This window comes from Streptomyces sp. NPDC029164 (assembly GCF_055563995.1).
This window is the reverse complement of record NZ_JBVHWW010000007.1, coordinates 20,847-38,938: the sequence shown is the minus strand read 5'-3', so window position 1 is coordinate 38,938 and position 18,092 is coordinate 20,847. Positions and strand designations below refer to the sequence as shown.

Annotated in this window: 17 protein-coding genes, 3 tRNA genes and 1 pseudogene; 15 read left to right on the top strand and 6 right to left on the bottom strand. The window is 71.3% G+C overall.

Features of this window, described 5'->3' with window-relative positions:
* The 5 genes from ACZ4VT_RS08980 (at nucleotide 1) to ACZ4VT_RS08960 (ending at nucleotide 5,157) form a co-directional block, all read left to right on the top strand.
* Nucleotides 1-1,554 (top strand): NADH-quinone oxidoreductase subunit M, encoded by a 1,554-nt coding sequence (locus ACZ4VT_RS08980; protein ID WP_467948147.1) that lies wholly within the window; start codon nucleotides 1-3, stop codon nucleotides 1,552-1,554.
* Entirely contained in the window at nucleotides 1,551-3,110 is a 1,560-nt protein-coding gene (locus tag ACZ4VT_RS08975) for an NADH-quinone oxidoreductase subunit N (protein ID WP_467947886.1), read from the top strand. Before ACZ4VT_RS08980 ends, ACZ4VT_RS08975 begins: the two co-directional genes overlap by 4 nt.
* 215 nt (nucleotides 3,111-3,325) lie before the next feature.
* Entirely contained in the window at nucleotides 3,326-4,189 is an 864-nt protein-coding gene (gene htpX, locus ACZ4VT_RS08970) for a zinc metalloprotease HtpX (RefSeq protein WP_351290608.1), read from the top strand.
* Nucleotides 4,186-4,578: a YccF domain-containing protein gene (locus tag ACZ4VT_RS08965; RefSeq protein WP_467947884.1), complete on the top strand. Its 393-nt coding sequence runs from the start codon at nucleotides 4,186-4,188 to the stop codon at nucleotides 4,576-4,578. The genes htpX and ACZ4VT_RS08965 overlap by 4 nt, the downstream gene beginning before the upstream one ends.
* Before the next feature lie 54 nt (nucleotides 4,579-4,632).
* Nucleotides 4,633-5,157, top strand: a complete 525-nt coding sequence (locus ACZ4VT_RS08960) for an SMI1/KNR4 family protein (protein WP_467947882.1) — start codon at nucleotides 4,633-4,635, stop codon at nucleotides 5,155-5,157.
* Here the strand turns inward: ACZ4VT_RS08960 and ACZ4VT_RS08955 are convergent.
* The 3 genes and pseudogenes from ACZ4VT_RS08955 to ACZ4VT_RS08945 form a co-directional block, all read right to left on the bottom strand.
* A pseudogene (locus tag ACZ4VT_RS08955) lies at nucleotides 5,141-6,172 on the bottom strand (amino acid permease). The gene ACZ4VT_RS08960 and the pseudogene ACZ4VT_RS08955 overlap by 17 nt on opposite strands.
* Nucleotides 6,124-7,551, bottom strand: coding sequence for a SulP family inorganic anion transporter (locus ACZ4VT_RS08950; protein ID WP_467947880.1), 1,428 nt, complete (start codon nucleotides 7,549-7,551; stop codon nucleotides 6,124-6,126). The pseudogene ACZ4VT_RS08955 and the gene ACZ4VT_RS08950 overlap by 49 nt, the downstream one beginning before the upstream one ends.
* A gap of 202 nt (nucleotides 7,552-7,753) precedes the next feature.
* Nucleotides 7,754-8,242 (bottom strand): YajQ family cyclic di-GMP-binding protein, encoded by a 489-nt coding sequence (locus ACZ4VT_RS08945; RefSeq protein ID WP_030009008.1) that lies wholly within the window; start codon nucleotides 8,240-8,242, stop codon nucleotides 7,754-7,756.
* 199 nt (nucleotides 8,243-8,441) lie between these two features.
* Here ACZ4VT_RS08945 and ACZ4VT_RS08940 point away from each other — a divergent pair.
* A tRNA-Tyr gene (locus tag ACZ4VT_RS08940) sits at nucleotides 8,442-8,523 on the top strand.
* Nucleotides 8,524-8,633: 110 nt separating this feature from the next.
* Here ACZ4VT_RS08940 and ACZ4VT_RS08935 read toward each other — a convergent pair.
* A complete protein-coding gene (locus ACZ4VT_RS08935; RefSeq protein ID WP_467947878.1) occupies nucleotides 8,634-9,791 on the bottom strand; it encodes a hypothetical protein in 1,158 nt (385 codons plus the stop codon).
* A gap of 394 nt (nucleotides 9,792-10,185) precedes the next feature.
* Between ACZ4VT_RS08935 and ACZ4VT_RS08930 the strand changes: the two genes are divergently transcribed.
* Both ACZ4VT_RS08930 and ACZ4VT_RS08925 read left to right on the top strand, forming a co-directional pair.
* Nucleotides 10,186-10,776, top strand: coding sequence for a hypothetical protein (locus tag ACZ4VT_RS08930; protein ID WP_467947877.1), 591 nt, complete (start codon nucleotides 10,186-10,188; stop codon nucleotides 10,774-10,776).
* A 124-nt stretch (nucleotides 10,777-10,900) separates the two neighbouring features.
* Nucleotides 10,901-11,341, top strand: coding sequence for a DUF3574 domain-containing protein (locus tag ACZ4VT_RS08925; RefSeq protein WP_467947875.1), 441 nt, complete (start codon nucleotides 10,901-10,903; stop codon nucleotides 11,339-11,341).
* A 103-nt stretch (nucleotides 11,342-11,444) separates the two neighbouring features.
* On the opposite strand, the gene ACZ4VT_RS08920 is transcribed toward ACZ4VT_RS08925, so the two are convergent.
* Together ACZ4VT_RS08920 and ACZ4VT_RS08915 are read right to left on the bottom strand one after the other, a co-directional pair.
* Complete coding sequence (locus ACZ4VT_RS08920; protein ID WP_467947874.1) at nucleotides 11,445-12,101, bottom strand: SDR family oxidoreductase; 657 nt, start codon at nucleotides 12,099-12,101, stop codon at nucleotides 11,445-11,447.
* A 53-nt stretch (nucleotides 12,102-12,154) separates the two neighbouring features.
* Complete coding sequence (locus ACZ4VT_RS08915) at nucleotides 12,155-13,423, bottom strand: amidohydrolase family protein (RefSeq protein ID WP_467947872.1); 1,269 nt, start codon at nucleotides 13,421-13,423, stop codon at nucleotides 12,155-12,157.
* 474 nt (nucleotides 13,424-13,897) lie between these two features.
* On the opposite strand from ACZ4VT_RS08915, the gene ACZ4VT_RS08910 reads away from it, so the two are divergent.
* The 7 genes from ACZ4VT_RS08910 to ACZ4VT_RS08880 all read left to right on the top strand — a co-directional run bounded on the left by ACZ4VT_RS08910 (nucleotide 13,898) and on the right by ACZ4VT_RS08880 (nucleotide 18,057).
* Nucleotides 13,898-13,970: transfer RNA gene (locus ACZ4VT_RS08910), tRNA-Thr, on the top strand.
* Nucleotides 13,971-14,018: 48 nt separating this feature from the next.
* Nucleotides 14,019-14,091, top strand: a tRNA-Met gene (locus ACZ4VT_RS08905).
* Nucleotides 14,092-14,179: 88 nt separating this feature from the next.
* The gene (gene rpmG / locus ACZ4VT_RS08900; RefSeq protein ID WP_003956487.1) at nucleotides 14,180-14,344 is read left to right on the top strand and encodes a 50S ribosomal protein L33; all 165 of its coding nucleotides are present in this window, start codon (nucleotides 14,180-14,182) and stop codon (nucleotides 14,342-14,344) included.
* Nucleotides 14,345-14,489: 145 nt separating this feature from the next.
* Nucleotides 14,490-14,942 carry an FAS1-like dehydratase domain-containing protein gene (locus ACZ4VT_RS08895; protein ID WP_467947870.1) on the top strand — a complete coding sequence of 151 codons (453 nt, stop codon included), beginning with the start codon at nucleotides 14,490-14,492 and terminating at the stop codon, nucleotides 14,940-14,942.
* Between the two features lies 1 nt (nucleotide 14,943).
* Complete coding sequence (locus tag ACZ4VT_RS08890; protein WP_467947868.1) at nucleotides 14,944-15,372, top strand: MaoC family dehydratase; 429 nt, start codon at nucleotides 14,944-14,946, stop codon at nucleotides 15,370-15,372.
* 585 nt (nucleotides 15,373-15,957) lie between these two features.
* The gene (locus ACZ4VT_RS08885; RefSeq protein WP_467947866.1) at nucleotides 15,958-16,527 is read left to right on the top strand and encodes a TetR/AcrR family transcriptional regulator; all 570 of its coding nucleotides are present in this window, start codon (nucleotides 15,958-15,960) and stop codon (nucleotides 16,525-16,527) included.
* Between the two features lie 78 nt (nucleotides 16,528-16,605).
* Nucleotides 16,606-18,057 (top strand): MFS transporter, encoded by a 1,452-nt coding sequence (locus ACZ4VT_RS08880; RefSeq protein WP_467947864.1) that lies wholly within the window; start codon nucleotides 16,606-16,608, stop codon nucleotides 18,055-18,057.
* Nucleotides 18,058-18,092 lie beyond the last annotated feature (35 nt).

Below are 18,092 nucleotides of genomic sequence, written 5' to 3'. Positions count from 1 at the left end.
ATGCAGTTCCTTCTGGCGTTCATCGTGGCCGCACCGCTCCTCGGCGCCGTCGCCGCGCTCCTGCCGGCCCCACCCGGCCTCAAGGGCCGCGGCCCAGAACAGGCCGTGCTCCGCCACGGCGTGACCGTGACCGGCGTGATCCTCGCCGCGACGATCGCCCTCACCCTGGGCTTCGACCACGACGCCCCGTCCCGCTTCCAGGCGACGACGGACATCAGCTGGATCCCGGCGCTCGACGTCCGGATCCACCTCGGTGTCGACGGCATTTCGCTCCCCCTCCTCCTGATGACCGCGCTGCTGTTCTTCCTCTGCGCGCTCTACAGCTACTTCAAGCTCCCCGCAGGCCCCTCCCCGAAGGCCTTCGTCGCGCTGCTCCTCGTTCTCGAGTCCGGCACCCTCGCGACCTTCGCCGTCCTCGACCTGCTGCTCTTCTTCCTCGCCTTCGAGATGGTCCTCATCCCGATGTACTTCCTCATCGCCCGCTGGGGCGGTGCTCAGAGGCAGGCCGCCGCCTGGAAGTTCATCCTCTACACCCTCCTCGGCTCCGTGGTCATGCTGCTCGGTCTGCTGCTGATCGGACTGCAGAGCGGCACATTCGACATGGTGGCACTGGCCACTGACAACGGCCGCGAACTCACCCACACCACCCAGCTGCTGGCCGTCCTCGCCATCGGGATCGGCCTCGCCGTGAAGACCCCGATGTGGCCGCTGCACAGCTGGCTGCCGGACGCGCACACGGCCGCGCCCACCGTCGGATCCGTCCTGCTGGCCGGCGTCCTGCTCAAGATGGGCACGTACGGGTTCGTCCGCATCCTGCTCCCCGTCACCCCCGACGGCATGGCCACCTTCGCCCCGTACCTGGGCGCCTTCGCCGCCGTCGGCATCGTCTACGGATCGCTCGCCTGCCTCGCGCTGGCCCGCAAGGGCAACAAGGGCGACCTCAAGCGCCTCATCGCGTACTCCTCCGTCGGCCACATGGGCTTCGTCCTCCTCGGCATCGCCTCCATGACCCCCACCGGAGTCAACGGCGCCCTCTTCGCCAACATCGCCCACGGCCTGATCACCGGCCTCCTCTTCTTCCTGGTCGGCGCCCTCAAGGACCGCTACGGCACCGCCGACCTCGACACCCTCGCCGGGGCCACCGGCGCAGCCCTCTACGGCCGCGCCCCCCGCATGGGCGCCTTCCTCGCCTTCGCCGCCGTCGCCTCCCTCGGCCTGCCGGGCCTGGCCGGCTTCTGGGGCGAGATGCTGGCCCTCTTCGGTGCCTTCGACCCCGCCGAGGGCCTCTCCCGCCCCGCCTTCCTCACCTACATGGCCATCGGGGCGTTCGGCACCCTGCTCACCGCCGCCTACCTGCTGATCGTCGTACGACGCGTCTGCATGGGAGACCCCAAGGCCGGCCCCGAGCTCGCCGTCGCGGACATCCAGCGGTACGAGTTCGCCGCCTGGACCCCCCTCGTCGCCCTCACCGTCCTCGCCGGCCTGTGGCCCGCGGTCCTCCTCGGCCTCACCGACCCGGCCGTCCAGAAGCTCCTCGCAGGAGGCAACTCATGACGGCCCTGACGGCCCTGACGGCCCTGACGGTCCTCGCCGCCGAGCCCCCCAGCCTGGTTCAGTCCGTCGACTGGCTCGCCATCGCGCCCGTGGTGATCACCGCGGCCGTCGGCCTGCTCGTCCTCGTCGCCGACCTCTTCCTGCCCGAGCACCGCAAGCCGGTCCTCGGCTGGATCTCGGTCGCCGGCCTGGCCGCCGCGACCGCCACCCTGCTCCCGCTGCGCGCCGGCGACCGCACCACCTTCTGCCTCACCGGCGACCCGGCGGCCTGCAGCTACGTCGCCGACCACTTCACGCTGGTCATCCAGTTCCTGGTGCTGGCCGGAGCCCTCCTCACCGCGCTGCTGTCGGTCACCGCCGTCCGCGACCTCCGCATGCCCGCCGGCGAGTACTGGTTCCTGCTGCTCTCCTCCGCCGCCGGCGCGGCCCTGCTGCCCGCCTCCCGCGACCTCGCCACCCTGATCGTCGCCCTCGAAGTCGCCTCGCTGCCCGCCTTCGCCCTCGTCGGCATGCGCCGCGGCGACAGGCTCTCCTCCGAAGCCGCCCTCAAGTTCTTCCTCTCCTCCGTCACCGCCACCGCCGTGTCGCTGATGGGCGTCAGCTTCGTCTACGCCGCCACCGGCTCCCTGCACCTCACCCAGGTCGCCGACCGCCTCGAAGACGTCCCCAGGCAGCTCGACACCCTCGCCATGGCCGGCGTCGCGCTCACCCTCGTCGGTTTCGCCTTCAAGACCGCCGCCGTCCCCTTCCACTTCTGGGTCCCCGACACCTACGTCGGCGCCCCCCTGCCCATCGCCGGCTACCTCTCGGTGATCGGCAAGGCCGTCGGCTTCACCGGCCTCATCCTCGTCACCGTGATCGCCTTCCCGGCGTACTCCGACATCTGGGGCCCGGCCCTCGCCGTCCTCGCCGCGCTCACCATGACCGTGGGCAACGCCGGCGCGCTGCGCCAGTCCGCCGACCGCCCGAACAGCGCCGTACGGCTGCTCGCCTGGTCCTCGGTCGGCCAGGCCGGCTACCTGCTGGTCCCGATCGCCGCGGCCGCGTACTCCGGCCGCGACCAGATCGGCTCCACCGTCGCCTACGCCCTCATGTACGCCGCTGTGAACCTCGGTGCCTTCGCCGTGGCCGCCCTCGTCGCCCGTACGAAGCCGCTCCACCGGATCAGCGACTACCGGGGCCTGTACGCCGAGCGCCCGCTGGCCGCCCTCTCGCTGGCCTTCTTCCTGCTCTGCCTGGCGGGCCTGCCGCCGGGCATCATCGGGCTCTTCGCCAAGGTCACGGTCTTCCGGTCCGCGGTCGACGCCGGCCTGGGCTGGCTCGCCGTGGTCATGGCGGTCAACGTCGTCATCGCCCTCTACTACTACCTGCGGTGGACCGCGCTGCTCTTCCGCGGCCCGGAGGGCGCCGAGGCCGCCGAGGGCGCGCGGACCCGTACGAAGGCCCCCTGGCCGGTGACCGCCGCCATCGTCGTCACCGCGATCACCGCGATCGTCCTCTCGGGCGCCCCGCAGCTGGTCCTGCGCGTCGCGTCGGGCAGCCTCTTCGCGCAGTAGCCCGTACGCCGCCGGACCGCCCTCACCCGTTCGGAGCAAGGCCCGCCGCGGCCCCGCCGCCCCTCAGGAAGGGGCGGCGGCGGCCGGCCGCCCCCGTGCGCCCTGGGAACCAGACGCCCTCACCTCGCGTTGACCAGGAAGGGAGGGTCCACTGGACCGTAGACCCTCAGACCCATGACGGGGCTCCCCCTGCCGCACCACTTGGAGGGCGTACCGTGCACCGCCGGCACAACGGGCTCAAGACCGCCGTACTCCTCGGCGGGCTGTCCGCACTCATCATCCTCATCGGAAGCTTCTTCGGACGGACCGGCTTGATCGTCGCCGTCGTCATCGCCCTGGGGACGAACGCCTACGCGTACTGGAACAGCGACAAGCTGGCTCTACGCGCGATGCGCGCCCGCCCCGTCAGCGAGTTCGAAGCCCCTCAGCTCTACCGCATGGTGCGCGAGCTCTCCACGTCCGCGCGCCAGCCCATGCCACGCCTCTACATCTCACCCACCGAGGCCCCCAACGCCTTCGCCACCGGCCGCAACCCGCGCAACGCCGCGGTCTGCTGCACCGAGGGCATCCTGCGCATCCTCGACGAACGCGAGCTGCGCGGGGTCATCGGCCACGAGCTCAGCCACGTCTACAACCGAGACATCCTGATCTCGTCCGTCGCCGGCGCCCTCGCCTCGGTGATCATGTTCCTGGTGAACTTCGCCTGGCTGATTCCGATCGGCCGGTCGAACGACGACGAGGGACCCGGGCTCCTCGGCATGCTGCTGATCATGATCCTGGGACCGCTGGCCGCCTCCGTGATCCAGCTGGCCATCAGCCGCTCGCGCGAGTACGAGGCCGACGCCTCCGGGGCCCAGCTCACAGGAGACCCGCTCGCCCTGGCCAGCGCCCTGCGCAAGCTGGACGCGGGCACCAAGCAGCTCCCGCTGCCGGCGGAACCGCGGCTGGAGACGGCGAGCCATATGATGATCGCCAACCCGTTCCGTCCAGGTGAGGGCCTTTCCAAGATGTTCTCCACCCACCCTCCGATGGCCGAGCGCATCGCCCGGCTCGAACAGATGGCAGGCCGCCGCCAATGAAGACAATCCTGAACGTCATCTGGCTCATCCTGAGCGGCATCTGGCTGTTCCTGGCGTACCTCCTCGCGGGCGTGCTGCTCTGCATCACCATCATCGGCATCCCCTTCGGCATCGCCGCCTTCCGCATCGCCGTCTACGCCCTCTGGCCCTTCGGCTACACCACCGTCGAGCGCCACGACGCCGGCGCCGGCTCCTGCATCGGCAACGTCCTGTGGCTGATCCTGGCCGGCTGGTGGCTGGCCCTGAGCCACATCGTCACGGGCATCGCCCTCTGCATCACGATCATCGGCATCCCCTTCGGTATCGCCAACTTCAAGATGGTCCCGCTCTCCCTGCTCCCCCTGGGTCGCGAAATCGTCCCGACGGACGCCCCGTTCGCCTCCCGCTGACCGGGTTATCCACAGGCCGGGCGGACTGTCGGTGGGGTGCGTCACCATGAACGCATGAACGAGACCGAGCAGTTGCTGGAGCAAGTCACGGACCGTGCGCACAACTCCGCGCGCGGGGACGGAAGGACTCTGCCCGCGCCGTTGGGCAGCGGGGAGATCACCCGGGCCGAAGGCATACTCGGCTTCGCCCTGCCACCGTTGCTCACCGCGCTGTACACCCGCGTCGGCGACGGCGGATTCGGCCCCGAAGGCGGGCTGCTGTCGCTGAGCCAGAGCATCCGGAGCTACGAGGCGCACCGCGCGTCAGGCTGGCGCTGGCCCGAGGGCGTGCTGCCGATAGCCGACTTCGGCTGCACCATGTACGCCTGCGTGGACTGCCGTTCCGAAACCACCCAAGTACTGCTGTTCGACCCGAGCCTCGGAGAGCCGGACCTCGCCTGGTCCGTCGACACCCCGAGCCTGGCCGGCTGGCTGCGCGGCTGGCTCGACGGCACCGCCTGGTTCTGCGAGGAGTCCGGCCTGGGGGAGGAGTGCGACCTGGAGCTGGAGCCCTGGGCCGAGTTCAGATCGCGGATCTGAGCCGGCTGCGCACCCCGTAGACCAGCGCGCCGAGCGCCGGCACCGCCGCCCCCGCGAAGGGCATCGCGCACGCCGGCACCACACAGCCGGACAGCCCGACCGCTGCCACGGCCCGCCCCTTGACACCTGAATCGAGAGTCCACGCCGAGGCGTTCGCGATCGCGTAGGAGACGAGCAACCCCGAAGGAGGAGAAACCGATCGCGCCCCGCAGGCGGCCGGCCGCCCGGACCGCGTCGGCGAGCGGGGCCGCCGACCGTGCCAGCCCGTCGGCACCGAGCACCGACAGCGCCGCCACCGCCACCGCGGCGTACACCAGCAGTGCGATCCCCAGCGCGAGCGGCACCCGCCCGCGGGATCGTCCGTTCCGGGTCGCGCACCTCCTCGCCCAAGGTGGTGATCCGGGCGTAGCCCGCGAAGGCGAAGAACAGCAGACCGGCACCCCCCAACAGCCCGGCGGCGTCCCAGTCCGAGCCGCTCGGCCGCCCCGCCCCGGCCGCACCAAAGGTCAGGCACACCACGACCACCCCGGCCACACCGCCAACACCACCGCCACGACAGCCCGGCGATCCGGGCGGACTGCTGCACACCGCCGTAGCTCGCGGCGGTCAGCGCCACGACCGCCGCGACGGCCACGGCATGCCGGCGCCCGGGCCGGACGTACGCGCCCACGGTCAGGGCCATCGCCGCGCAGGAAGCGGTCTTGCCGACCACGAACCCCCAGCCGGCCAGTTGGCCCCAGAAGGGCCCGATCCGCTCGCGCCCGTAGACGTACGTGCCGCCCGAAGCCGGGTAGCGGGCGGCGAGCCGCGCCGAGGAGTGCGCGTTGCAGTAGGCCACGAGGGCCGCCAGGACGAGCGCGGCGAGCAGCGCACCGCCCGCGGCCCGCGCCGCGGGGGCGAGGGCCGCGAAGATACCGGCGCCGACCAACGCGCCGAGCCCGCCGACGACGGCGTCGGAAACGCCGGCTAGATGACGCCCTCCCGGCCGGGTAGCGGCGTCCGCATCCGCTCCCAGCCCTCCAGAGCGGTCAGACAGGCGTGGTCGAGGTGGCGCAGCCCGCTCAGGTCGAGCCGGACCGGCTGCCCGTGCGGCAACGCGTCCAGCGCGTCGAGCAGTTTGGGCAGCCGCAGGAAGCTGGCGTTCCCCACGATCCGCACGCACAGCGCCTCGTCCTCCCACACCTCCTCGATGTGCACATGGGAGGTCTCCCAGGCCGCCTTGGCGACGGCCAGCCCCAGCCCGACCAGCACCCCCTCGAACAGGTTGGTGACCACGATCGCGGAGGCCGTGGCCAGCAGCACCACCGCCTCGCCCCGGTGCGTACGCCACAGCGCGGCCACCGCCTTCGCCGGCAGCAGCTTCCATCCCGCGTGCAGCAGCACCCCGGCCAGCGCGGCGAGCGGCACGGCCTCCAGCACCTGCGGGAACGCCACGGCGAAGAGCAGCAGCCAGCCGCCGTGCATCACCCGGGCCGCCCGCGTGCGTGCCCCGGCCTCCACATTGGCGGCGCTGCGCACGATCACGGCGGTCATCGGCAGCGCCCCGAGCAGCCCGCACACGCTGTTGCCGACGCCCTGGGCGATGAGCTCCTGGTCGTACTCGGTCCTCGGCCCGTCGTGCATGCGGTCCACGGCGGCGGCGCTGAACAGCGTCTCGGCGGAAGCGATCAGCGCCAGCGCGACCACGGTCCCGGCCGCCCCGAAGGAGGCCAGTGCCTGGAAATCGCCCCAGGCGGGCGGCGACACGGCCGAGAGCACCCCCGTGACCCGCACCTTCTCGACGGGCAGCCGCAGCAGGGCCGCCGCGGCGGTGGCGGCGGCCACCCCGACGAGCGCTCCGGGCGCGAGCCGCATCCGGGCGGGCATCCGGCGCCAGACGACCATGGCGGCGATCGTCCCGACCCCGAGCAGTACGGCGGCCCAGTCGGCCTGCGCTCCGAGCTCGTGCACCCCGGCCAGCTTCGCCAGGGTGTGCCCCGGAGCGTCCACGCCGCCCAGGGCGTACAACTGCCCGGAGATCAGGACCAGCCCGATCCCCGCCAGCATCCCGTGGACGACGGCCACCGAGATCGCCCGGAACCACCGCCCGAGCCGCAGCACCCCCATGCCCAGCTGCACCACCCCCGCGGCCAGCACCAGCACCCCGAGCGCGGGCAGCCCGTGGGTCTGCACCGCCTCGTAGACGAGCACCGTGAGCCCGGCCGCGGGCCCGCTCACCTGGAGCGAGCTCCCGCGGAACCACCCCGTGACCAGGCCCCCGATCACCCCGGTGACGATCCCCAGCTCGGCCGGCACCCCGGAGGCGACCGCCACCCCCACGCACAGCGGCAACGCGACCAGCGCGACGACGACGGACGCCCCGAAGTCTTCGCGAAACGTGCCGGCCCCAGACATGCGAGAACCCCCTGCCGCGAGGTGATGAGATGCCCTCAGCCTGGTGGGCGCACCCACCGACGCCCAAGTACCCACAGGAGGCCGCGGTGGCGCGTGCGCCGCACACGCCCCGCACACACCTCCGCACCCCCGCACACGCCGCGGCCCGGCGGTCGGTGAGGACCGCCAGGCCGGCGTGGTGGCAGGTCGTCTCGGACCTGGGTCAGCGGTAGTTCACGAACTGGATCGCGAAGTCCAGGTCCTTGCCCTTGAGCAGCGCCTGGACCTCCTGCAGGTCGTCACGGCTCTTGGAGCTGACGCGCAGCTCCTCGCCCTGGACCTGGGCCTTGACGCCCTTGGGACCCTCGTCCCGGATGATCTTCGCGACCTTCTTGGCGTTCTCCTGGGAGATGCCTTCCTCGATCGTGGCGAAGATCTTGTACTCCTTGCCGGACAGCTGGGGCTCGCCGGCGTCCAGCGCCTTGAGCGAGATCCCGCGCTTGACCAGCTTGGTCTCGAAGACGTCGAGGACGGCCTTCACGCGCTCCTCGGAGTTCGCCTCCATCAGGATCTTCTCGCCGGACCAGGCGATCGTGGCGCCGGTGCCCTTGAAGTCGTAGCGCTGCGAGAGCTCCTTGGCGGCCTGGTTGAGGGCGTTGTCGACCTCCTGCCGCTCGACCTTCGAGACGATGTCGAAACTGGAGTCGGCCATGTGCTGTGGCTCCTTGAAGTCGGTTTGATCACCCCGGAGGGCGCGGCCGGACATCCCCGGCCCGCTCGGCAAAGCCTAGCCACCGCACCCACCCGCATCGCTGATCAATCCGGTGGCGAAGCACCCCCGGTCATCAGGTATCGTTTACGTCGTTGCCAGGGAGCGCCGCCGCGAGGCGGAAAAAATGGCAGCGTCTCTTGGCGGTGTGCCCGAGTGGCCAAAGGGAGCAGACTGTAAATCTGCCGGCTCAGCCTACCCAGGTTCGAACCCTGGCGCCGCCACGCGAAAGAAGCCCCTCTGGTCTGCGGAAACGCAGACCAGAGGGGCTTCCTCGTTAACGCCGGGACCACGGGGCTACGGCCGGGTTGGCCTCAGCGCCGCGGTCGGGAGTTCAGGAGCAGCCTGCGACCGTGCCGGCACAGTTCGCGGGCAGGTTCTTGATGATCTTGCTCTCCTTGAGGGTCACGACCGCGCCGGCCTGGTTGTTGATGCCGCCGCCGACGCCGGCGGCGCGGTTCTCCGCCACCGTCGAGTGCTCCAGGGTCAGCTGGGTGGCGTCGCCGCCCGCCTCCTCCGCGTTGTTGATGCCGCCGCCGTCGTGCCCGGCCGAGTTCGACTCGACCTTCGTCTTCTTCAGCGTCGCGGTGCCCGCGTTGTTGACGGCGCCGCCGTCGTTGCCCGCCTTGTTGTTGGCGAGGGTGGACTGCTGGATCTCCAGGGTCCCGCCCGCGGCGTTGTTGACGGCCCCGCCGTTGAGACCGGCCCAGTTCTCGATGAGCTTGGTGTGCCTGATCTTCGCGGAGCCCAGGTTGTTGACGGCGCCGCCGTTGCCGTCGCGCGCCTCGTTGTTCGTGAGGAGGCCGTGCTCGACGCTCAGCGTGCCCTCGTTCTGGATGCCGCCACCGTCCTGGTCGGCGGTGTTGCCCGCGACGGTGGTCTTGTGGAGCGTGAGGGTGCCGGTCGCGCTGTTGCTGAGGCCGCCGCCGTCACCGGCGTCGTCCGTGGCGGACGTGGCCACGTTGGTCAGGATCTCGGTGTCGACGAGGGTGACGTCCCCGCCCTCGTTGGCGATGCCGCCGCCGACCCCGCCCGCCTGGTTGCCGGCGACCTTGCTGTCCTCGAGACGCAGGGTGCCCGCGTTGGCGATGCCGGCGCCGTTCCCGTCGGTGCGGCCACCGGTCACGGTGGTGCCCTTGAGGGTGAGGGTGCCGCCCTCGTCCACCGAGAGGAGGCGGAAGAGGGGGCTGCCGCCGGTCACGGAGCGGATCAGGGTCGAGTTGTGGCCGACGATCGCGACGTTCCCGGTGATGGCCGGCAGGGCATTTTCCGAACCTTCGAAGCCGTCCGTGAAGCGGTACGCACAATCCTTGGCCAGATTGATCGTGCCGCCGTTCGTATTCGCCTGTTCCACGGCGGTGATGAGTGCGGCGACATCGCCGCAGGCGATGGTCGCCTTGGTCGGCGCCTGCGCCATGGCCGGCGAGGCCGCCATGCACATGCCCACGCTCGCCACCACGGCACATCCAGCGAGTACGAGACGATTCTTCATCGATGCCCTTCCTCTCGGTTACAAGCCGGGCAGCCTTCCTGCTCCTCTCCCTGCACGTGGAGAGGAGGAGGAACCTGATCATGGAGCCCGGCAAGACGTACGAGTGGTATCGCTCCCGGCGGGTCATTTCCCGCACCCTGGTTCGGACGCTCTGAGATTGCATTCGAATGGCGGTCGCCCGTGCGCCCCCGACCCCGCGCGGCAAAGCCCCGCCCGCGTCGATTCCGAGGGCGTCGACTGGGACGCCGCCATGGACGCCGAGGTGCACGCCGGCATGCACGTCATCCCTTTCGACCCCGAATGCGGTGGAAACGATTCCCACCCTCGAATTGCTCCGGTCAGATGAACTACTCACCTGCCTGGGCCACAGCCCCGGCGCGGCCGGTCGGGTGCCATGAACCTGAAGCATCAGACGGCGACGATTCAACGGCCCCGGGGGCGTTCCCGGGTTCTGCTCGCCTCCATCGCCGCGGCGGCGGCCCTGACCGGCCAGCTGATCGCGGTGGCACCGACCGCGTCCGCGGACGATCCCAAGCCGGCGGACCAGCACAACGCCAAGGTGGCCGAGACCAAGAAGCACAGCCATGAAGACCTCAAGAAGCTCCCCGAGGTCCTCCACGGTCTGCAGCAGTTCACCTCGGACAAGACCTTCACGGCCCCGCCGGGCGTCACCTCGGTATTCGTCCAGGCGTGGGGCGCCGGCGGTGGCGGCGGTGGCTCCGCCCGCAACAACGGGAACGGCAACAACCCCGGGGGCAACAACCCCGGTGGCGGTGGCCCGGCCGTGGACGGAGACGGCGCCGCGGCCGAAGCCCCGCGCAACAACACCGGCGGCACCGGAGGCGGGGGCGGCAGCGCCGCGGACCGCGGTCCGGGCGACTGCGGCACGCCGGGCCAGGGCGGCAGCGGATGGTGCTCCGCGGGCGGCGTCAACGTGTCCGGCGACCCGGGCAGCAGCGACGGGTACGCGGTCATCTACTGGTAGCCCCCGGTAGCCCACCCGCTCATCGCCCCAGCTGCCAGAAGCCCGTCCCGAGCCCGACGACCCGGGCCGGGCGGGCTTCTCGCCGTCGCCCGCATCGTCGCGGGCTCCTGTTCGTTCACCGGGGGTGAAATGGACATCTGACACACGGGGGAAGGTCGGCGGCGGGGTGCTCGTCGCCCTGCTCGGCGCGGGGATTCCGGCTCTGATGGGAGCGGCCCTGCACACGGACGTGGGGGCGCCGTACCAGGAGACCCGGCTGTACTTCGGCACCGAACGCCCCGACGGGCGCGGGCCCATCGAGGAACGGGAGTTCATGCGGTTCCTGGACCGGGAGATCACCCCCGCCTTCCCCGAGGGGCTGACCCTCCACGACGGGTACGGCCAGTGGCGCGGCAAGGACGGCAAGGTCGTCCGCGAGACCTCGTACGAAGTGGTCCTGCTGTACCCCGAGAAGGAGGCCGACGAGCGCAGCACGCGCATCGAGCGGATCCGGCAGGCCTACGAGGACCGGTACCAGCAGGATTCGGTCGGGCGGTCCGACGACAAGGTGAACGCCGGGTTCTGAGCCGTCGCCTGGAGCACCGTCCGAACTACCGTCCGAACCACCGCCCGGGTGGCCGTCGGAGCGACCGTCGGAGCGGTCGTCGGAGCGACCGCCGGAGCGGTCGTCAGTTGCCCGCCACGTCCTTCACGGCCACCTGGACCGGGGTCGGACCGGAGACCAGCTCCAGCGTCAGACCCGCCGTCGCCGGGGTCTCGACCAGCTCGGCCAGCACCGCCGCCACGTCGTCGCGCGGGACGGCCCCACGGCCCGTCCGCGCCTCCAGCCGGACCAGCCCCGTCCCGGCGTCGTCGAGCAGCGAGCCGGGGCGCAGGATCGTCCACTCCAGGCCCAGCCGGGTCCGTAGGTGGTCGTCGGCCTCGCCCTTGGCCCGCAGGTAGGCGTCGAAGACCTCGTCACCCCCGTGGTGCGCGTCCGCGCCCATCGAAGACACCATCAGGAAGCGGCGCACACGGGCCCGTTCGGCGGCGTCCGAGAACAGCACCGCCGCGCCCCGGTCCACGGTGTCCTTGCGCCCGATGCCGCTGCCGGGCCCCGCGCCGGCGGCGAACACCGCCACGTCCGCGCCCTGCAGGATCCCCGCCACGTGCTCCACCGAGGCCGACTCCAGGTCGCAGAGCACCGGCTCGGCCCCCGCCTCCCTCAGGTCGTCGCCCTGTGCCGGATCGCGGATGATGCCCGCGACCTCGTACCCGCGCGCGGCGAGCAGGCGCTCCAGCCGCAGCGCGATCTGACCGTGTCCACCCGCGATGACGATGCGCATGCCCCGACCGTACGACGAGCGGGGCGCCCACGCCCGCGAACGCACGGCGAACTTCAGGGACCGGGCTCCGTACGGCCCTGCCGGGGCAGGTCGAGCGCCACCGCGACCGCGGAGTCGCAGTACTCCCGTACGGCACTCGTACGGGCTACCACCCGCCCCCGGTGGATCACGATCCGGCTGTAGGCGAGGGACAGCACGCCCGCGATCCGGTCCCCGCGCACGGCGAGCAGCTCCGCCGGGAAGCCGGCCTCCACCCGCACCTCCGGCAGGCCCATGGCCTCGCGGGCGCAGGCGCTCACCGAGTCGTAGGCCTCGCCCGCCCGCAATCCGCCCTGGGAGGCCAGCAGGTACGCGGCCTCCAGCGGGTCGCCGCGGCCGACCGGGTTGCCGGCGTCCCGCAGGGCTCCGCTGCCGGCGGCGACCCGCACCCCGGCCGTGCGCAGGAGCCGGACGGGGGCGGTGCGCAAGCCGCGGCGTTCCAGGGCCGCGCAGTCGCCCTGGGGCAGGCAGGTCACCCGTACGCCGGCCGCCGCCAGCTGGTCGGCGGCGCGGGCCGCCGCGTCCAGCGGGAGCCGGGACAGACCGCCGCAGGGGCCGATGGTCACCCCGGGGCGCAGCCCGCCCGCCATCGCGGCGAGCCGGGAGAGGCGGCCGGGGTCGTCACCGTCCGTGTGCAGGTCCACGGGGCATCCGTGCTCGGCGGCGAGGTCCAGGACGGCTTCGAGGAAGCCCGTCGGGTCCGGGTCCAGGTCCGGGCAGCCGCCGATCACGGAGGCGCCCATCTTGACCGCGTCGCGCAGCATCGCGAGCCCGTCCGCGCCGGCCACTCCGGTCAGCAGCCGGGGCACGGCCACGGCGGTGAGGTCGGTGAGCCCGCGCAGGGAGCGGCGGGCCTGGAGGACGGCCTCCATGGGGCCGAGGCCGTGCATGTCGCCGATGCGGACGTGGGAGCGCACGGCGGTGGCGCCGTGGCCGAGTTGGAGCAGGGCCGCCTCGGTGGCCCTGCGCTGGACCTCGTCGGGGGTGTACGAGACGGGGCCCTCGCCGTCGGCGGTCAGCGCGGTGTCCCCGTGGGCGTGGGGCTCGGCGGGGGCGGGGAGCAGCAGGTAGCCGCCCAGGTCGACCCGGGAGAGCGCGGGGGAGGGGAGGCTGCCCGCGGTGCCGACGGCCTGGATTCGTCCGCCGCTGAGGCGGACGTCGACGGTCCGGCCGTCCGTGAGGCGGGCTCCGGCGAGCAGCAGGGTGGTGGCCTCGGCTGCGGCCGCGTTGCCGTTGCCAGGACGGGGGGCTTGGAACGGCTGCTGCGGCTGGCTGTCGGACATCGCGCTCCTGCGGTGGCTCGGGCGGGTCCTGGGCCCTGGCCGCGGCCCGCGGCCCAAGATCACGCAGCGTGCTCAGAGCCTAGGGCGCGGCGCACCCCGCTTCACGGAAGAGCGCAATAGTCGTACTGGTGTGGTGCCCGTACGTGGTGGGTGGGGTGGGCGTACGTGGTGGGTCGGGTGCCCCGTACGTGGTGGGTGCGGTGCTCGTGCGTGGTGGGCGGGGTGCCCGTGCGTGGGGGCGCCCGCGTGTGCGCCCCGTGGGTTGGGCCGCGCTGGGCCGGGCTGGGCCGGGCCGGGGTCGGGCCGGGGGTACTTGGCGCCCGCGTGAGTGTGAGCCCGCACACATTCCGGTAGAAAAGTGAGGCGGGAGTGGTCGGTGGGTTGATCGAGAAGGGGCGCACGACCCCCTCGGAGCCCTGTCCCCGCAAAGGATTTGGGCGATCGGCGGGCAACCGTGTAATGTCTTCATCGCTCGCCCCAATAGCTCAGTCGGTAGAGCGTCTCCATGGTAAGGAGAAGGTCTGCGGTTCGATTCCGCATTGGGGCTCTGGTGAGAGAGGTTCCCCGCCCTCGGGTGGGGAGCTGATCACATCAAAGCGGCGTAGCTCAGTCGGTAGAGCAAGCGGCTCATAATCGCTGTGTCACCGGTTCAAGTCCGGTCGCCGCTACACACAGTAGCCGATTGCGGGGTCGGTCTCCCGGTCGGCTACTCTTGTATGCGTTCATCCGTCCCAATTTCCGTCAAGGAGCACTCACGTGGCTGCCACCGACGTCCGCCCGAAGATCACGCTGGCCTGCGTGGAGTGCAAGGAGCGGAACTACATCACCAAGAAGAACCGGCGTAACAACCCGGACCGTCTTGAGATGAAGAAGCACTGCCCGCGCTGCAACTCGCACACCGCGCACCGCGAGACCCGCTGACCCCAGCGAAGTCTCGAATAACAGGCACCGTCATGAGGTCGTCCCCTTCATTGGGGGGCGGCCTCGTGTCGTTTCCGCACCCACCTTTGTCTTCTTTCTTCTTGTTCTTCTGTCTTTCGTGTCCCTTCAACAGGAGGTAGTGAGCATGGCTCTCGACCAGTCCTTCGTGGGGCGGAGCTACCCGCCCACCGATCCGTACGAGGTCGGCCGGGAGAAGATCCGCGAATTCGCGGTTGCGGTGGGTGACGCCAATCCCGTCTACACCGACCCCGAAGCGGCCAAGTCGTACGGCTACTCCGATGTGATCGCGCCGCCGACTTTTGTGTTTGCCATCACGTTCAAGGCGGCCGGCCAGGTCGTCGAGGACCCGCAGTTGGGGCTGGACTACAGCCGCGTCGTGCACGGCGACCAGAAGTTCGCGTACTCCCGCCCGGTGCGCGCGGGTGACCGGCTCTCCGTCACCTCCACCATCGAGACCGTGAGGTCCATGGCGGGCAACGACATCATCGACATCCGCGGTGAGGTCCACGACGAGACCGGCGAGCACGTGGTGACGGCGTGGACGAAGCTCGTCTCCCGCGCCCCCGAGGAGGCCTGACATGGCAGCGCAGATCCAGTACGCCGACGTCGAGGTCGGCACCGAGCTGCCGGCGGCGTCCTTCCCCGTGACGCGCGCCACGCTCGTCCAGTACGCCGGCGCCTCGGGCGACTTCAACCCGATCCACTGGAACGAGAAGTTCGCCAAGGAGGTCGGACTGCCGGACGTGATCGCGCACGGCATGTTCACCATGGCCGAGGCGATCCGCGTGGTCACCGACTGGGTGGGCGACCCGGGCGCGGTCGTCGAATACGGCGTGCGCTTCACCAAGCCCGTCGTGGTCCCGAACGACGACAGGGGCGGTCTGATCGAGGTCACCGCCAAGGTCGCCGCGAAGCTGGACGACAACCGCGTCCGCGTCGACCTGACGGCCATGAGTGAGGGCCAGAAGGTCCTGGGCATGTCCCGCGCGGTGGTCGCACTGGCCTGAGGTGGCCGCTTGAGGCCGGGCTTCGGGGGCCGGAGCCCGGCTGGGCGGGATCGGAGTGGGCGGGATCGGAGTGGGCGGGATCAGGGACGGCGTGGGGTTTCCCGTCGGTCTCATCGTCCTTCCGTGGCGGGTCGGTCCCTCAAGGGCGCTCCTTCGTCGCGTCGCTACGCGATGGCCTACGGCCACCCTTGACCGACCGACCCGCCACGGAAACCCGAAGACAGCCGAGAAACCCCCAAGAGGACGGGCCGGGTCCTACTTTCAGGGACGGCCACGTCGGCGCCTTCCGGGCGGGGGCTCCGGTGCGCGACAACGATCGCTACGCGCTTCGCACGTCTCAGCGTCTGCCGGCCGTCCTGGGCTGGACATGGGCCGCCAACGATCGCTACGCGCTTCGCAGGTCTCGGCGTCTGCCCGCCGTCTTGGGCCGGCCCCTTCCGGAGCTCCCTCCCGGAGCTCCCTTCCGGAGCTCCCTTCCGGAGCTCCCTTCCGGAGTTCCCTTCCGGAGTTCCCTTCCGGAGCTCCCCTTCGGAGCCCGTCTGTGGGGCCTTGACTTAGTTAGTGATTGAGTACTAACTTTGCGGCATGGCAAGGATGAGTGCAGATGAGCGGCGGGAGAGCGTTGTGCGTGCGGCGATGCACGAGTTCGCGCGCGGGGGTTACTACGGCACCTCCACCGAGGTGATCGCCAAGCGGGTGGGTGTCTCGCAGCCGTATCTCTTCCGGCTCTTCCCGAACAAGCCCGCCATCTTCCTCGCCGCGGCCGAGCGCTGCCTGAGGGATACGCGGGCGGTCTTCGCCGAGGCTGCCGAAGGGCTGCACGGCGAGGAGGCCACCCATGCCATGGCGGAGGCCTATGCCCGGCTGATCGCCGAGGATCCCGACAAGCTCCAGATGCAACTCCAGATGTACGTCACCGTCGCCGCCGCCGAGGCGGCCGGGGACCACGAGCTCGGCGAGCTCGTGCGCAAGGGCTGGATGGAGCTCTGGGACACGGTCCACGTGCCCTTCGGTGGGGACGTAGGCGAGACCACGACCTTCATGGCGTACGGGATGTTGATCAACACCCTCGCCGCCATGGGGTTCCCGCCCGAGCACCGGGTCTGGGAGGGGCTCTACCCGTCGGCCCGCGCCAAGGCTCGCCCGGAGGAGTGAGGGTGCGCGAGATCCGCTCGCGCATCTTCATGACCATGGAAGTTAGTCAGCAATAACTAACAACTAGCAGGGGGAAGCGTGACCACTCAGGACAAGGACACCAAGCTCCGGGGGCCAGCCGTGTGGGCTCTCATCCTCACCGGCACGGCCAGCTTCATGGCCGCACTCGACAACCTGGTCGTCACCACCGCCCTCCCCGCCATCCGCGAGGACCTCGGCGGCCGGCTGGAGGACCTGGAGTGGACGGTGAACGCGTACACGCTCACCTTCGCCGTCCTCCTGATGTTCGGCGCCGCCCTCGGTGACCGGTTCGGGCGGCGGAGGCTGTTCATAGCGGGGCTCGCGGTCTTCACCGGCGCCTCCGCCGCGGCCGCCCTCTCGCCCGGCATCGACGCGCTCATCGCCGCCCGCGCCGTCCAGGGCGTAGGCGCCGCGGTCATGATGCCGCTCACGCTCACCCTGCTCACCGCCGCCGTACCACCCGCCCGGCGCGGCATGGCCCTCGGCATCTACGGAGCCGTCACCGGCCTCGCCGTCGCCAGCGGGCCCCTGATCGGCGGCAGCCTCACCGAGCACATCTCCTGGCAGTGGATCTTCTGGCTGAACGTCCCCGTCGGGCTGGCGCTGATTCCGCTGGCCCGTCTGCGGCTCGCCGAGTCCACCGCGCCGGGCGCCCGGCTCGACATCCCCGGCACCCTGCTCATCAGCGGCGGCCTCTTCGGCATCGTCTACGCCCTGGTCAACGCCAACTCCGAGGGCTGGACCAGCGCCCCCGTCCTCACCGGCCTGGTCGTCGGAGCCGCGCTCGTCGGCGGCTTCATCCACCACGGCTTCAACAACGCCAACCCCATGCTCCCCATGCGGCTCTTCCAGGACCGCGGCTTCCTCGGGATCAACATCGCCAGCCTGCTGATGTTCCTGGGCATGTTCGGCTCGATCTTCCTGCTCAGCCAGTTCCTCCAGGGCGTCGCCGGCTACTCGCCCACCGAGGCCGGCCTACGCATGCTCCCCTGGACCGGCATGCCGATGATCGTCGCCCCGCTCGCCGGCATCCTCTCCGACCGCATCGGCGGCCGCCCCGTCGTCGCCGCCGGGCTCGCCTTCCAGGCCCTCGGCCTCGGCTGGTTCGCCGCGGTCCTGAGCACGGACGTCTCGTACGCCGCCCAGCTGCCGCCGCTGATCCTCAGCGGGATCGGCATGGCCCTCTACTTCGCCCCCTCCGCGAACGTCCTGATGTCCACCGTGGCCCCCGCCGACCAGGGCAAGGCCTCCGGCACCAACAGCGCCCTGCGCGAGGTCGGCGGAGCCCTCGGTGTCGCCGTCCTGGCCTCGGTCTTCTCCGCCCAGGGCGGCTACGAATCCCCCCAGGCCTTCACCGACGGCACCATCCCCGCCCTGTGGATCGGCGCCGGCGCCGTCGCCCTGGCCGCCGCCTTCGCCCTGCTCCTGCCGCGCCGGCCGAAGCCCGCCCCGGTCCCCGCCGCCGTCGACGCCGTCGCGACCCCCGCGAAGGTGCCCGCCGCCCGCTGACCCGGGCCCCCGACCCCGCTCGCCGGCCGGGGCCC